Origin of the sequence: Sphaerimonospora mesophila, from assembly GCF_001417795.1 — a bacterium.
GTDB classification, from domain to species: Bacteria; Actinomycetota; Actinomycetes; order Streptosporangiales; family Streptosporangiaceae; genus Sphaerimonospora; species Sphaerimonospora mesophila.
Genome location: NZ_BCBX01000030.1, coordinates 93,635 through 106,643, shown reverse-complemented (window position 1 = coordinate 106,643; position 13,009 = coordinate 93,635). Strand labels below are relative to the sequence as shown.

Sequence of the window (13,009 nt, the reverse complement as noted above, 5' to 3'; positions counted from 1 at the left end):
GCCTGCTTCTTCTTAGCCAGCGCTCCGCCCATGGACGTCGATCGCTGGCGGCAGGGCACGCACGTGCTCTGCCAGCTCCCGCACCGCGGCAGTATCCACGCCCGTCAACGCTGCAGCGAGTCGGTCCAGCCTGGCACGCGCCGTGGAACGGAGCCGCTCGGCAGGGACCCGGGCCAGCACGTCAAGCCCACGGCTGGCGGCGTCTCCTGCCTCGCGGGCGGCTTCTGCCTGGGCGAGCACCAGCGTGGCGGCAGCCCACCCCGGCGTCTCAGGGATGCTGTTGGCGGCGGACGCTTCCGCCCGCGTCGCGGCCTGGTCGTGCTGGCCGAGCGTCAGGTGCGCGTCTGCTTCGTGTAGCGCCAGCTCGGCGGCGTCGAAACCGAACCGGCCTGGTTCCCCTCCTGCCGCCGTGTTTAGGGCGTTCGTCGCGTCTCTCAGGACCTGGTCGGCTGCCGCGGCCTGGCCGAGTCGGGCCAGCGCGGGGAGCATCGCCCAGCCGAGCACTTGGGCGCGGGCGAGTGGTGTAGGGGCGTGGGCGAGGCCTGTTTCGGCGAGCTGCTGCGCGAGTACGGGCGCGCCCCGGTGGAGGGCAACCATGCTCTGCGCCCCGTATGCCCACGCGGTGAGCCGTGCGTCGCCGACGTGCTGCCCGAGCGTGGCTGCCACCGCGAGGTGAGCGCGGGCGCCGGTGTGGTCGGCCAGGTGATAGGCGAGGTTGCCCAGCAGCCCTGACAGCCAGCCCGCGGCGCGGCGGAGCTCCAGCGCAACGTCAGGCGGTGCTGGCGCTGCTAGTGCGCCGGCCAGTAGGCCCCGGGTGGCGTGGACCTCATCGAACAGGACGGTCGGCGGGTGCTTGGAGTAGTTCAGGGCGTAGTGCTCGACGGCGGCTTGGGCCAGCTCCGCTATGACAGGGTCTCCGTGCGGGGTGTCGAGCAGGGCCAGGCGCAGGGATTCCCGGACGGCGGGCAGACCGCTGGCTGTCGTCATGAGTTCTCCCTGCAGGGGCGCGGGCGGCCATATGAAACTGTGATCTTTCTGACGGTATCCGAGGAGTCCGTGACCGCAGGTGCAACGCTGGGAGAAATCTCGGCTGGCGGGGCTGAGCGGCTTACGGTCGAGGGCATGGCGGAGCGCTAGCAGAAGCCCGTCCGCTCTCAGTGCAGTGTCCAGTGCTTTGACCTGCTCGGCGGGGATGAGGATCTCGCCCTGCTCGGCCCGGCTGATCCTGGTGTGGTCGTAGAGAGCGCGTCTGCTCAGCTCCCGCTGGGACAGCCCGGCCCGTTGACGTAGGTGGCGGAGTGCCTGGCCGAACATGTGCGCGGCCTCGGTGTGCTCGTGCATCGGTACCAGCTCTCTCGGGGTGTTGCTGGTGTGTTGCGGCAACACCCGCCCTCTGGGCAGTGGTCCACGAAGAGGCGACCGTGGGTGAAGAGGCGGCTGCTCGCAGCGTAGACCCGCTGGCGGGTGCCGCCCAGTCCTCGAAAGGAGACGGCATGACGATCATGCCTGGCGTTGTCGTGGACGCCGCCCGCCCGGCCACGATCCCCGACCCGAGAACACTCGTCAGTGAGTCGCTGTTCGAGCGGCTCGTGCTGCGGATCGTCGGTGACCACGGCACCAGCGTGGAGGAGGCCGATCGCATCATGAGCCAGGCGTTGGCGTTCCTGTATGCCTGCGCGAAGAACTCGGGCCGGGGACTTGCGCCCTCGGCGGCCGTGGACATCGGCTGGCACACCTTCGTCCTCTACACGCGCGACTACGCCGCCTTCTGCGAAACTGTCGCCGGGCGGTTCATCCATCACCAGCCGGACGACGACCCGGCCCGTGCCGCGGGCGGCTGTACGGTCGCGGAGACCGTGAACGTGATGCGTGAGCTGGGGATGGCCGTCGATGACGAGCTGTGGCACACCGCAGCCGCGTGCGACACGACGAATTGCCACCAGTGCCACCAGGGCTGCGTGGACAGCAACTGACATCGAGGGGAGCACCGGTGCGGCGATGGCAGTGGGACGACCTCCCGCCTACGGCCCGGGCCGCGGTCGAGGACCGCTTCGGCACGGTCACGAGCGCGTGGTCGGCCGAGGCGGGGCTGACCGTCGGGGTCGCTGCACGCCTGCACGCTCAGGCTGGGAGCTTGTTCCTCAAGGCCGTCCCCGTGCGTTCCCCTGCCCTGCACCACTACGACCGCGAGCAGCAGGCAAACCTCCTGCTACCCGAGAAGGTGCCCGCTCCACGCATGCTGTGGAGCGGGCACGCCGCGGGCTGGCTGATGCTGCTCTTTGAGTACGTCGCCGGGCGCGAGGCCGATCTCACGCCCGGCTCGCCGGACATCCCCGCTGTGCTCGACGCTGTTGCCGGCCTCGGTGAGGCGCTCACCCCGTGCCCGTGGCAGGAGGCTCCCAGCATCGAGGGGAAGATCCTGGGGATGCGTGGGTACGCAGACAAGCTCCTGGCCGACCCCAGGGACGCCGGGATAGGCCTGTGCGCTTCCGCTCTCGACCTCCTGGACGTCGAGGCCCTGACCGGTGACACGCTGCTACACGCGGACCTGCACGCCGAGAACGTACTGATCACCCCCACCCGGGCGCGGATCATCGACTGGTCGCTGGCCTGCCGCGGTGCCGCCTGGGTAGACGCTGTGTGGCTGGTGCCACGCCTGATCGCGGCCGGTCACACCCCAAGGGAGGCCGAGCATCAGGTCGCCGCCCGGGTCCCGGCCTGGCACGCGGCACCCGCGACGACGGTGACGGGACTCGCCGGCCTGCGCACGCTGTTCTCCACGTACATGGCCATCAACGGGCCGGAGCATCTCCGGGCTCGGCGTACCACCGCGGCTGCGGCGGCGCGGGCGTGGGTGGAGTACCGCTGCCGGTGACGGGTGGTGGGCGGCCCCGCCCCTGCTTCCGCTGTGCTTTCGTCAGTCAGCCGGGACGGGACCGCCGTCTAACACCCGCCTGCGCAGGGGAACCGCATCAGGCGGGTAGCTCTATCGGGCGGTGCCGCAGGAACGGCAGGTCCACAACAATGCACGAGACCGGCCACCCTGCCCGGTGGCCGGTCCATGCCACGGCCTCGTGCCCCTCGAGCGGGGCGTGCGAGTGTGGGCCGTGCTCGGAAGTGCCGGCCGCGTCGAGTGCGACCAGCGGCTGGAGGAGCTCAACGCGGCCTGGCATACGAGGACGGTACAAGCACGGCGGCCCGCTGGTCTATCAGTTGTCTCAAAACAAGCACGTCTTGTTCTGTTTCTAGGCGGCGTCGCCGCGGAGCAGCGCCGACCAGAGTTCCTCCCCGTCGGGGTACAGCATCGGGGGCGAGAGGAACGCCTCCCGGCCGTCGACCTTCTTGATGATGAGCCGCCCACCAGCGGAGAGCAGGTAGTACACCACCCGGCGGGACTGGCAGGTCCACTGCAACTGGCGGGCCCGCTGGTAGGCGTTGGTTGCGGGTGTCCATTCGATCGCCTGGTGGTCCTTGTTCGGCGTGTCGGGGACGTGGATGCCGCACCCTTCATGACCGGCGGTGGGGCGGATCACGGCTGCTCCCGGAGTTGCTCTTGCTCTGCGAGGACCTCGGCCAGATCGGTGAGGGTGTCGGCGTCTACGGTGACCGAGCACCCGTTGTCCATCTGCGCCTGGGTGATGGTGCCCTTACGGGTGGCCCACCAGCGGCCTCGGTCGGACTGCCAGCACGTCCACGCTGGGAATGCGGCGTGGACGGTATCGAGTGAGGTGGTGGCGACGTCGTTCATATGAGGCACGGTATAGCTACATGGCGTAATCGCTCTAGACCTTGTTCTATAGCAACCAAAAGATGTGCTAGATCACGCAAGCACCTGTAGTGCAACATAGATGCAGGAGCTAGCCCACCTAGCGTCTCCGACGTGCTCAACCCGAGAGGACCCGTGCCCCTATACGTGCAGGTAGCCGAGCAGATCCAGCAGGACATCACCGCTGGGCAGCTGCAGCCTGGCCAGTTGGCGCCGAGTGAGGCGCAGATCGTCGCACGGTGGGGTGTCGCGCGGATCACCGCCCGCAAGGCCATCGCTGTGCTGCGGGAGCGTGGGCTCGTTCACACAGTCCGCGGCCGGGGTACGTTCGTCGGGCCGGAGGGCACCCCGCACAACCCGAAGAGCACCAAGGCGGCGTCGATCGCGGCGGAGCTCGCCGAGGAGATTCGCGCCGGCCGGTACGAGCGGGACGTGCCCCTCCCGAGCGAGACGATGCTCGCCCAGCGGTTCGACGTGGCGAAGGGCACTATCCGCGCCGCGGTCGCGATCCTGCGGGAGCAGGGGTGGGCGTACACCGTGCCGATGCGGGGCACGTACGCGACCGACCCGGCCAGGTGGCCGAAGGGCTAACACGCGGCTGTGCAGGTCTCAAGAACACGATAGGGCCGCCCCGGGAAGTCGGGGCGGCCCTTACGCTCAAACGGTTCTGATCGCCTGGCACCGGCGGGTTAACGGAAGCGGGCCAGGTAGGCACCTACCTGGCCCAGGCCCGCTGAGGCAACACAGGGCTCCGGCTTTCTTCGTCACGGGACCGGGGCCCTTCGCTTGTTGGGCAGTCTAATGTGGTCGGCCCTTCGCGTTCACTGGTAGCGCCGAAGGGTCAGCTGCGGATCCAGTATCCGCAGCCCTGGCTCGTGAAGCCCTCGCCCGCTCGGACGGTGACGGTCACCCCGCGAGGGGCGTTGTTGATGAAGTTGTTGGCGATGATGTCCCCGCCGCCAGTGCTGCGCTCCCAGTAGCAGTCGCTGATCCGGCCCGGTGTGGTCTTGTAGGTGCCGGGCTTCATGTCCTCGCCGACGGTGTACTCGCCGTCGCTGATCGCGTCCTTCGCCTTGCGTAGGAGCGGCAGGTACTTCGGACACAGGTGCTTGATCGCCGGGCCGTACGGGACGTCCGAGGTGTCGTCGGCGATCTCATCGATAGTCGGCTTTCCCTCGTTGCACAGCTCGTGGCCGGCGTTCACGGCCTCGATGTCGTCGTCGTAGGGGTTGTAGTCGAACTCGTCGTTCAGCGCGCGTAGGTAGGCGAGTTCCTCAGTGGTGAACACCGTGGGCGCCGCCGTGTCCTCGAGGGTCGGGGTTGGTATCGGCTCGGTGTACGCCCAAGTCGATGGCGGCGGGGTCGCGGGGCCGCTGTTCTTGGCTGCGAGGGCGGGCACGATGATTGCGGACACTGCGGCCATGCCGGCGAGGGCGATGATGGATCCGCGTTTGGTGGGGCGGGCGGGCTTCTGCTCGGTCATGGCGGGCTCCGCGTTCGAGGCTAGGACAGTGGGTTGACGGCCGAACCGAGCGCGTAGATTACCAACAGTGATCATCTGAAATCAGATGGTTACACAAGAAGGGCCGCCCCGTTGCGGGCGGCCCTTCGGTTTGGCGAGCGTCAGGAGGCAGCCGCAACGGGTGCCTGGAGCGTGGCGGGCTGGACGTCATAGCCCAAGGCGCGGAGCAGGTAGACCTTCGGCACCCTGTAGGCGTTGCCTACCGGGAGGACCTTGCAGGGGAACTTGCCGCTTTTGGCGAGTTCGTAGGACTTGGTGCGGCCCATGCCAAATGCCCTGCCGGCGTCAACGAGGGGCACGCTCACAGGGAGGGCGAACAACTCTTCCTCGCTCATGTGGAAGTCTTCGTGGCGCTTCACAGACCTGCCTCCTACATGCTGCGGCCAGAGGATTCCGCTTGCAGGGTGAATCCATTCGTGATTCTGTGTGCAAACAGAATGCCGGGATGTGTCGGGATTTTCAACCTGGGTGCGGAACGTGCCGGGATGTGCCGGGATTTTCTGGACTGGTGTTGATCGCGCGGCTACCCTCGGCCGGGTGGGCAACACAGAGAATGCACCCCTCCAGCACACGCACGTGTCTGGGGAGGGGTCCGAATACGCCGACGTTCCAGGTCGGCACATCACGCCGAACATGGTCGTGGCGTACAACATGGCCCGCTGGCGGCGGGCTGCGGGGCTGACCCAGGAGGAGCTGGCCGATCGGCTGAACCGCGGTCTTGGTGAGCAGGTGTGGTCGAACGCGTCCGTGAGCGCGGCTGAGCGGTCCTGGGACGGCCGGAGGGTCAGGCAGTTCGACGCTGACACGATCGCCAGCCTGGCGACCGCTCTGGGCCTTCCCGTGAGCGCTCTGTTCCTGCCGCCCGCCGATGATGGGGTCGAGCAGCGGTACCTCATGGACCTGCCGGACGTGACAGGGCAAACCCGCTGTGTGGGCATGCGGGACCTCCTCGAGCTTGCCACTCACGCGGGCGGGTTCGACTGGGAAGGCGACGACGCGGCCCTGCAGCAGGCCCGGACGGTGACCGACCGCTACCGGCAGGCGCTAGACGCGGCGCTGTCCGCCTATCGCATCGAAGGGGAGGTGACCTACGCGGAGGATGCGTGGGGAGCCCGAGGGGAGACCGACCCCCATGTCCTCGAGGAGAAACTGGCCCGCACCCGCGCGCATTACGAGGCGTTGCGGCAGTTGCTGGGGGACATCGCACGCGTGCAAGACGCCCTCTACGCCCAGCTCGGCGACACCGGCGAGGCGGAGGCCGGCCGGTGAACGCCAACGGGTACAAGCGGTGCAAGTGCCGCGACGAGCCGGGCCGGGAGCTCGGCGCGAAGTGCCCCAAGCTCCGCCGGTCGAACGGCTCATGGAACCCCAACCACGGCACCTGGTACGGCAAGGCCGAACTCCCCCCAGGCCCGGACGGTAAACGCCACTACCTGCGCTTGGGTGGCTTCCGCAGCGAAGCCGACCTCGAGGAGTTCTACGAGAAGGCCGGCCGTCTCCTCGACATTCCCGACGCCGGGCCGGACGGGCATGAGGCGCGCCTGCAGATCCTGGAAATGATCCGCGCCGCCCACCGCAAGAAGGCGCCACTCCCCGAGGCCGAGGAACTCCAGAGGAAGTTCAAGGCCGGCCAGCCGCTCCAGTCGATGACCTTCGGTGAGTACTGGGCAGAGTGGGTGGAGCGGCGCCGACGGCGGGGTGACATCCGCGAGTCGACGCTGGTGAACTACATCAGCCACCATGACGCGCATTTCGGTGAGGTGCTGGACGGGGAGCGGCTGGACCGGCTGTACGTGCCCACCGTCGAACGAGTGTTCACGCGGATCGATGAGAAGAACGCGGTGATCCTGCGTGACCGTGAGTCCCCAGATCCGCAGGTGCAGAAAGCAGCGCGGATGAAACGCCTGACGGGGCCGACGACGAAGCAACGCATCAGGGCGACGATCCGGACGGTGCTGTCGGACGCGCAGCGGGAGCACCTGGTGACGTTCAACGCTGCTGCTTTGGTGAAGCTGGACTCGCCGGGCAGAGCGAAGGGTGTGGTGTGGACGCGGGCGCGGGTGGAGGCATTCAACAAGGCGTTTAAACAGCGGATCGAGGAACTACGGGCCGAGAAGTCGACCATGTCGACGGTGAACGTGTGGATGTTGGCGGATCTGCGTCCGTCTCCGGTGATGGTGTGGACCCCGGCCCAGCTGGGAGTGTTCCTGGACCACGCCGTGGGTGACCGGCTGTACGCCCTCTACCACCTGATCGCGTTTGTGGGGCTGCGCCGTGGCGAGGCATGCGGGTTGCGTTGGGTCGATGCCGACCTTGACGAGGGCACGTTGACGGTTGCTAAGCAGTTGGTGGTCGTCGCCCGGAAGACGAAAGAAGGGGCGCCGAAGACCGACTCGGCTGATCCGACGGTTGTGCTCGATAAGGGCACGGTGGCGGTGCTGAAAGCCCATCGGACTCGTCAGCTTGAGGAGCGGCTGGAGTGGGGCCAGGCATGGCAGGACACGGGCCGGGTGTTCACCCGTGAGGACGGCTCGGAGCTGGACCCGACGTGGGTGAGCGGCCAGTTCGAGCGACTCGCCTACGCGGCGGGAGTGCCGCCGATCCGCTTGCATGACCTTCGGCACGGGGCCGCGACATTGGCGCTTGCTGCTGGGAACGAGATGAAGCTGGTGTCGGCGATGCTGCGGCACTCGTCCATTGGGATCACCGCTGACACGTATGCGTCGGTGCTGCCGGAGGTGGCGCGGGCGGCGGCGGAGGCGAGTGCGGCGCTGGTCCCCCGTGCGGTCGCGGTGGGGGAGGCGTCCGAAACTGGCGGTCTCCCTCCGGTCTCCCCGCTTCCTTCTCAGCCTCCGAAGAGGTCCCGGAAAGTGAGAAAGCCCCAGTAAGACCGGGGCTTTGTGAGCGCGCCCTGCAGGATTCGAACCTGCGACCGTCGGATTAGAAGTCCGGTGCTCTATCCAGCTGAGCTAAGGGCGCTCGTGCCTAATTCTGCATGATCCGGGGAGTGCGTACACAACCGGTTTCCCGGATACATGGCGGGCGGTCCCGGTCATCCGGCCCGCCCGCGCGTCCTGCAGCAGCAAGAGTACGTGGTTTCCTCCCGGGGGACCGCATCTCGGCGGTGCAGCCGGAGGAACCTCGGGCTGCGATTCGTCACCGGCCAACGGATGACATTGGCCGCGTTTTCGCAGGTCGTGACCTCTGGATCAAGCGCTACGCCAGCGGGCGCGATCTCCGCCCCTTGAGGTGCAGCGCATCAACGTGCCCGAGCTGGTACGGCCCAGAGCCCCCTGCGGCGAGCAGAAAGCCCCGGGACGGACGCCAGACTGCACAGACGTCCGGGGTGGACGCTTGGTGCTGTGCGTGGGCTTGTTCCGGTGTAGAGGCTTGGGCTGCACCTTCGCCCGAGCCTTCCCCGTCTTCGGTGGCGCGAGCGTGGGCGAAGGTGCAGCCGTGGGCGTGGGCGTGGCGGGCAGGCCGAGTGGTGTTGGTGAAGTCCACCAGTTCGGCGTGGAGTGCGCAGGCCGCTCTTCGGGTGAAGGTGAAAAGGTAGCCGACGGAGCTGTCTGAGCGGTCCCAGCTGCGCTGCAGCCAGACAGGAGCGCAGCGGCGAGCAGCATTGTCAGGACGGTTCGTGGAGTCATTCGAGGTGCTTTCTGTTCGGGGTGGCCGGGCCATATCCCAGCACCTTCAATCACAGTCCGCTATCACATTGCCACAATGTGCAACTATTGCTACTCGTGCATCGGTCGTGGCGCTTTGTGTAGGAATCACGCGTCATCGACACCTACGGCTTCGCGATCGCCATGCCAGGCAAAGCGCATGCCACCGTGCAGCGCCGCCTGCAATCGCGAGATGTCCTCAAGGCCCTTGCCGCGGCGCGGCATCCAGGAACCCAGTCCTGTGCCACTGGCCGCGGAACATACGCGGAATGCTCACAGGCTCGTTGTCCCAGGTGGGCGGTGATTACGGTCTCGCGAACAGCGAAAGGACCCCGAGGTGTCTCGGGGTCCTACTGTGAGGTGTAGGTCACGCCGCGAGCGCATCCAAGGGTTGGTGTGGGTGCTGGGCACGCTGGTGCTTGGACGGCTGGGCTTCGCGTACGGCTTCTCCCTCAAGGGAGCCGAACCGGCGAATGAGAACCTGGGCATGGTGTTGACCATGGCGCGCTCGGGCTCGAGGCGGAGCACCCGTCGTGAGTCTGCTCGCCGCCCTGGCGCTGAGCAACAAGGGCGCCACCTGTCGTGCTCGGCATGGTGCTCTTGGCCATCTTCGTGATGCGTCAGTATCAGAACGGCAGCAACCATGGGTGACAGGAAGACCCGCCGGTCTGCACGGCACCCCCAGAAAGGGCGCACGGCGTGCCCGGATGCTAGGAGACGGGGTAGGCGCGGACGGCGACTGGGCCCGATGGCCGGCGGACCGCCGTCAACGGGGGACCGGTTCGTCAGTCGGAGTGGCCGGGGCTGCCGCCACCGAGGCGGCCGATCACCTGGGCGAGTTGCTCGGCGTAGTGCTCGACCAGCTCAGGTGAGTTGCCGTCGGCGTCGAACAGGCCGCGGGCCAGCTGTGGGTAGACCACCAGGGCGTTCGCCGCGCTCATTCCGATGAGCAGCAACGCGGCCGGGTCGAACCGGTCGTCGAGCTCGCCCGCACGCTGGCGTTCGCGGATCAGCTCCACCTCGTGCCGGAGCCGGGCGTTGCGCTCCCGCGCCTCCTCGTCGTCCTCCCCGGCGTCGGCGAGACCTTCCCAGGCGAGGAGTCGCCCGCCGAGCCGGGGGTCGACGCTCACCCGTACGTAGTGCTTGATCATCTCGGCGAAGTCCATGTCATCGGGGACCGTTTGCGCCTCGTAGCGCCGCCACCGCCGGCCGAGCTCCCGGTACAGGCCCTCCTTGCCGTCGAAGTAGTACGCGATGAGCTGCTGGTTCACGCCGGCGCGCGCGGCGATCTCGGACACCCGGGCCCCGGCGAAGCCCTTCGCGGAGAACTCCTCGATGGCGGCGTCCAGGATGCGCGCCTTGGTGCGCTCGGGGTCGCGCTGCCGCTCGTGCGGGGCCGGTGCCCGCCGCGCCGACCGCCGTCCCTTCGTGGCCCCGTTCTCTGCCTGGCGATCTGTGGTCATAGTCAACATTCTGCCATCCGTCCGCCGGACTTAATCATATGTTTGGTTGACAACGTCATGCAGGCGAATGACACTGCTTATCAAGCATGTAGTTCGGTACCCCGATCGCTGAGGGAGACGACGAGATGACAGACGAGAAGACACGAGAACCGATGCGACCGGCCGGGCAGTACCGGGGGCGCTGGGCGGCGTTGGCCCTGCTGCTGACCGCGGTGTTCATGGACATGGTGGACAACCAGATCGTGAACATCGCGCTGCCGACCATCCAGCACGACCTGGGCGCCCAGCCCTCGGCGCTGCAGTGGACCGCCACCGGCTACACGCTGGCCTTCGCCCTCACTCTGATCACCGGCGGCCGGCTCGGCGACCGCTTCGGCCACCGCGCGCTGTTCGTGCTGGGTACGGCCGGCTTCGGCGTCGCCTCGCTCGCGGCCGGCACCGCGCCGGGCGTCGCGGTGCTGCTGGCCTCCCGCATCGGGCAGGGCGTGTTCGCCGGTCTGATGGTGCCGCAGGTGCTGGCGTTCATCCACACCGAGTTCTCCGAGGCCGAGCAGGGCAAAGCGATGGGGTTCTACGGCGTGACCTTCCCGCTCGGCGGCCTCGCCGGACCGCTGCTGGGCGGCCTGCTCACCGAGGCCGACCTGTTCGGCTGGCACTGGCGCACGATCTTCTTCATCAACGTGCCCATCGCCCTGGCCGCCGCCGTCGGCGCCGCGTTCGTCATGCCCGCGCCGCGCCGCGGGTTCGGTACCGGCCGCGGCGGCACGGACGTGTTGAGCGCGATGGTGCTGGCCGCTGCGCTGCTCGCCGTGCTCTACCCGCTGGTCCAGGGGCGTGAGCTGGGCTGGCCGGCCTGGACGTTCCTGCTGATGATCGCCGCGCTGCCCCTCATCGCGCTGTTCGCCGCGCGGCAGCGGGCGCGGGAACGGCGTGGCCGCGAGCCGCTGATCCGGCTCGGACTGTTCCGCAGCCGGGCCATGTCGGTCGGCAACCTCATCATGCTGATCTTCTACTGCGGGATGGGCGCGTTCTTCGTGCTGACGCTGCACCTGCAGAACGGGCTGGACTACTCGCCGATGAAGGCGGCCCTGACCATGCTGCCGGCGACCGTGGGGATCGTGGCGGGCAACGGCATCGGCATGCCGATGGCCCCGAGACTGGGCCGCAGGCTGCCCATGATCGGCCTGACGCTGCTGCTGGTCGGCACCGCCTCGATGATCGCCGTGGTGACGTGGTACGGAACCGGCCTCACCCCCTGGCAGCTGGCCGTTCCCGTCATCCTCTACGGCGCGGGCCTGGGCCTCGGCGCGTCATCACTGATGCTGATCACACTCACCGGGGCGGGCGCGGCCGACAGCGGTGCGGCCTCCGGCGTGGTCAACACCGTCGTGCAACTCGGCGTGGCGGCGGGACCGGCCACCATCGGCACCGCCTTCTTCAGCAGTCTCACCACCGATGGTGACTTCGCCGCAGCCATGCGGACGAGCCTGCTCATCGGCCTCGCCCTCTTCGCCGTGGCACTGCTGGCCTGCTTCCTGCTCCCTCGCCCGGCACCGCCGGCCCCGGCCGCCGCCGCCCGTGCGGGCATCCCGGAAGTCGGCACCGACAGCCGATGACCGGTCGATCTAATCGACTGTTCTGGCAAAACGGCACGAACACCCATCAAAAGCAGCGTGAGGACTTGCCAAAACCAGCGGGAGCCGCCATCTGGACGTGATTCGGCTCACTAAGCTGCGTGGCCATGTCCACGCGTACGGATCCTCAGGAGATTCCCCTGCACGGCGGCGACGTCACCGAGGGAGTCGTACGGGTGGGGGACACCGTCCGGCGGCCGATGCGGGCGTCGTCGCCGTCGGTGCACGCGCTGCTGAGGCACCTGGAGGCGGCCGGATTCGACGGCGCCCCGCGGGTGCTGGGCATCGACGACCTCGGCAGGGAGGTCCTCACGTTCGTCGAGGGCAAGGTGCCGATGCGCCCGCTGCCCGACTATGCCGCCACCGACGAGACCCTCGTCGAGCTCGCCCGGCTGCTGCGGCGCTTCCACGACGCGGCCGCGTCGTTCACCCCGCCGCCGGGCGCGCTCTGGGAGATCGGCTCGGCCCCCGACGACGCGCCGGAGCTGATCGGCCACTGCGACGTCACCCCGGACAACGTCGTGTTCCGCGAGCCGCGCGCCGCGCCGGGAACGTCCGTACGGCCCGTGCCGTACGCGCTGATCGACTTCGACCTGGCCCGGCCCACGACGCGGCTGTTCGACGTGCTCACCACGTTGCGGCACTGGGCGCCCATCGACGACCCGATCGACCGTGATCCGCTGCTGCGGACGGCGGACGTGGGGGCGCGGCTGCGACTGTTCAGCGACACGTACGGCCTGACCCGGCGCGACCGGCTGCGCCTGCTGGAGCTGGCCCGCGTCCGGTTCGACCGGTCGTACGGCCACATGCGGCAGAAGGCGCGGACGGTGGGCGGCGGCTGGGCCCGGATGTGGTCGAACGGCGCGGGCGAACGGATCAGGCGGGCGGCCGACTGGCTCGACGCCAACGAGGAGGCGCTGCGCGCCCACCTCGTCTGAAGCCCCCGGCCGGGCGTCGGC

Annotated in this window: 14 protein-coding genes and 1 tRNA gene; 7 read left to right on the top strand and 8 right to left on the bottom strand. The window is 68.5% G+C overall.

The genetic code is table 11. The features are described 5' to 3' along the window. Positions 1-12 precede the first annotated feature (12 nt). Complete coding sequence (locus tag AP234_RS00625) at positions 13-1,341, bottom strand: helix-turn-helix domain-containing protein (protein ID WP_083501655.1); 1,329 nt, start codon at positions 1,339-1,341, stop codon at positions 13-15. Positions 1,342-1,493: 152 nt separating this feature from the next. Here AP234_RS00625 and AP234_RS00620 point away from each other — a divergent pair, with 152 nt between their 5' ends. Together AP234_RS00620 and AP234_RS00615 are read left to right on the top strand one after the other, a co-directional pair. Next, entirely contained in the window at positions 1,494-1,973 is a 480-nt protein-coding gene (locus AP234_RS00620; protein WP_152990152.1) for a glycine-rich domain-containing protein, read from the top strand. A 17-nt stretch (positions 1,974-1,990) separates the two neighbouring features. Further along, positions 1,991-2,875: a phosphotransferase family protein gene (locus AP234_RS00615; RefSeq protein WP_055477528.1), complete on the top strand. Its 885-nt coding sequence runs from the start codon at positions 1,991-1,993 to the stop codon at positions 2,873-2,875. Positions 2,876-2,972: 97 nt separating this feature from the next. Here the strand turns inward: AP234_RS00615 and AP234_RS00610 are convergent, their stop codons facing one another. The 3 genes from AP234_RS00610 to AP234_RS00600 all read right to left on the bottom strand — a co-directional run bounded on the left by AP234_RS00610 (position 2,973) and on the right by AP234_RS00600 (position 3,748). Beyond that, positions 2,973-3,173, bottom strand: a complete 201-nt coding sequence (locus AP234_RS00610; RefSeq protein ID WP_055477527.1) for a hypothetical protein — start codon at positions 3,171-3,173, stop codon at positions 2,973-2,975. 72 nt (positions 3,174-3,245) lie between these two features. Continuing rightward, positions 3,246-3,533 (bottom strand): hypothetical protein, encoded by a 288-nt coding sequence (locus AP234_RS00605; RefSeq protein WP_055477526.1) that lies wholly within the window; start codon positions 3,531-3,533, stop codon positions 3,246-3,248. After that, complete coding sequence (locus AP234_RS00600; protein WP_055477525.1) at positions 3,530-3,748, bottom strand: hypothetical protein; 219 nt, start codon at positions 3,746-3,748, stop codon at positions 3,530-3,532. Before AP234_RS00600 ends, AP234_RS00605 begins: the two co-directional genes overlap by 4 nt. Positions 3,749-3,880: 132 nt before the next feature. On the opposite strand from AP234_RS00600, the gene AP234_RS37740 reads away from it, so the two are divergent. Further along, a complete protein-coding gene (locus AP234_RS37740) occupies positions 3,881-4,357 on the top strand; it encodes a GntR family transcriptional regulator (protein WP_063842716.1) in 477 nt (158 codons plus the stop codon). Positions 4,358-4,607: 250 nt separating this feature from the next. On the opposite strand, the gene AP234_RS00590 is transcribed toward AP234_RS37740, so the two are convergent. Further along, complete coding sequence (locus AP234_RS00590; RefSeq protein ID WP_152990151.1) at positions 4,608-5,249, bottom strand: hypothetical protein; 642 nt, start codon at positions 5,247-5,249, stop codon at positions 4,608-4,610. 140 nt (positions 5,250-5,389) lie between these two features. Next, positions 5,390-5,647 carry a hypothetical protein gene (locus AP234_RS00580; RefSeq protein WP_235557892.1) on the bottom strand — a complete coding sequence of 86 codons (258 nt, stop codon included), beginning with the start codon at positions 5,645-5,647 and terminating at the stop codon, positions 5,390-5,392. 178 nt (positions 5,648-5,825) lie between these two features. On the opposite strand from AP234_RS00580, the gene AP234_RS00575 reads away from it, so the two are divergent. Together AP234_RS00575 and AP234_RS00570 are read left to right on the top strand one after the other, a co-directional pair. Next, a complete protein-coding gene (locus AP234_RS00575) occupies positions 5,826-6,557 on the top strand; it encodes a helix-turn-helix domain-containing protein (protein ID WP_152990150.1) in 732 nt (243 codons plus the stop codon). Then, a complete protein-coding gene (locus tag AP234_RS00570) occupies positions 6,554-8,176 on the top strand; it encodes a tyrosine-type recombinase/integrase (protein ID WP_055477521.1) in 1,623 nt (540 codons plus the stop codon). The genes AP234_RS00575 and AP234_RS00570 overlap by 4 nt, the downstream gene beginning before the upstream one ends. Positions 8,177-8,193: 17 nt before the next feature. Here the strand turns inward: AP234_RS00570 and AP234_RS00565 are convergent. Next, positions 8,194-8,267 (bottom strand) — tRNA-Arg (locus AP234_RS00565). 1,471 nt (positions 8,268-9,738) lie between these two features. Continuing rightward, positions 9,739-10,416 (bottom strand): TetR/AcrR family transcriptional regulator, encoded by a 678-nt coding sequence (locus AP234_RS00560; RefSeq protein ID WP_055477520.1) that lies wholly within the window; start codon positions 10,414-10,416, stop codon positions 9,739-9,741. Between the two features lie 125 nt (positions 10,417-10,541). Between AP234_RS00560 and AP234_RS00555 the strand changes: the two genes are divergently transcribed. Together AP234_RS00555 and AP234_RS00550 are read left to right on the top strand one after the other, a co-directional pair. Continuing rightward, positions 10,542-12,032: an MFS transporter gene (locus AP234_RS00555; protein ID WP_055477519.1), complete on the top strand. Its 1,491-nt coding sequence runs from the start codon at positions 10,542-10,544 to the stop codon at positions 12,030-12,032. Between the two features lie 125 nt (positions 12,033-12,157). Continuing rightward, positions 12,158-12,988, top strand: coding sequence for a phosphotransferase (locus tag AP234_RS00550; protein WP_055477518.1), 831 nt, complete (start codon positions 12,158-12,160; stop codon positions 12,986-12,988). Positions 12,989-13,009 lie beyond the last annotated feature (21 nt).

Bases quoted from the DNA above. Each gene is read 5' to 3' on its own strand.
- AP234_RS00590 (WP_152990151.1), bottom strand. From the start codon at position 5,249: ATGACCGAGCAGAAGCCCGCCCGCCCCACCAAACGCGGATCCATCATC.
- AP234_RS00620 (WP_152990152.1), top strand. From the start codon at position 1,494: ATGACGATCATGCCTGGCGTTGTCGTGGACGCCGCCCGCCCGGCCACG.
- AP234_RS00625 (WP_083501655.1), bottom strand. From the start codon at position 1,341: ATGCACGAGCACACCGAGGCCGCGCACATGTTCGGCCAGGCACTCCGC.
- AP234_RS00600 (WP_055477525.1), bottom strand. From the start codon at position 3,748: ATGAACGACGTCGCCACCACCTCACTCGATACCGTCCACGCCGCATTC.
- AP234_RS00560 (WP_055477520.1), bottom strand. From the start codon at position 10,416: ATGACCACAGATCGCCAGGCAGAGAACGGGGCCACGAAGGGACGGCGG.
- AP234_RS00550 (WP_055477518.1), top strand. From the start codon at position 12,158: ATGTCCACGCGTACGGATCCTCAGGAGATTCCCCTGCACGGCGGCGAC.
- AP234_RS00610 (WP_055477527.1), bottom strand. From the start codon at position 3,173: ATGCCAGGCCGCGTTGAGCTCCTCCAGCCGCTGGTCGCACTCGACGCG.
- AP234_RS00555 (WP_055477519.1), top strand. From the start codon at position 10,542: ATGACAGACGAGAAGACACGAGAACCGATGCGACCGGCCGGGCAGTAC.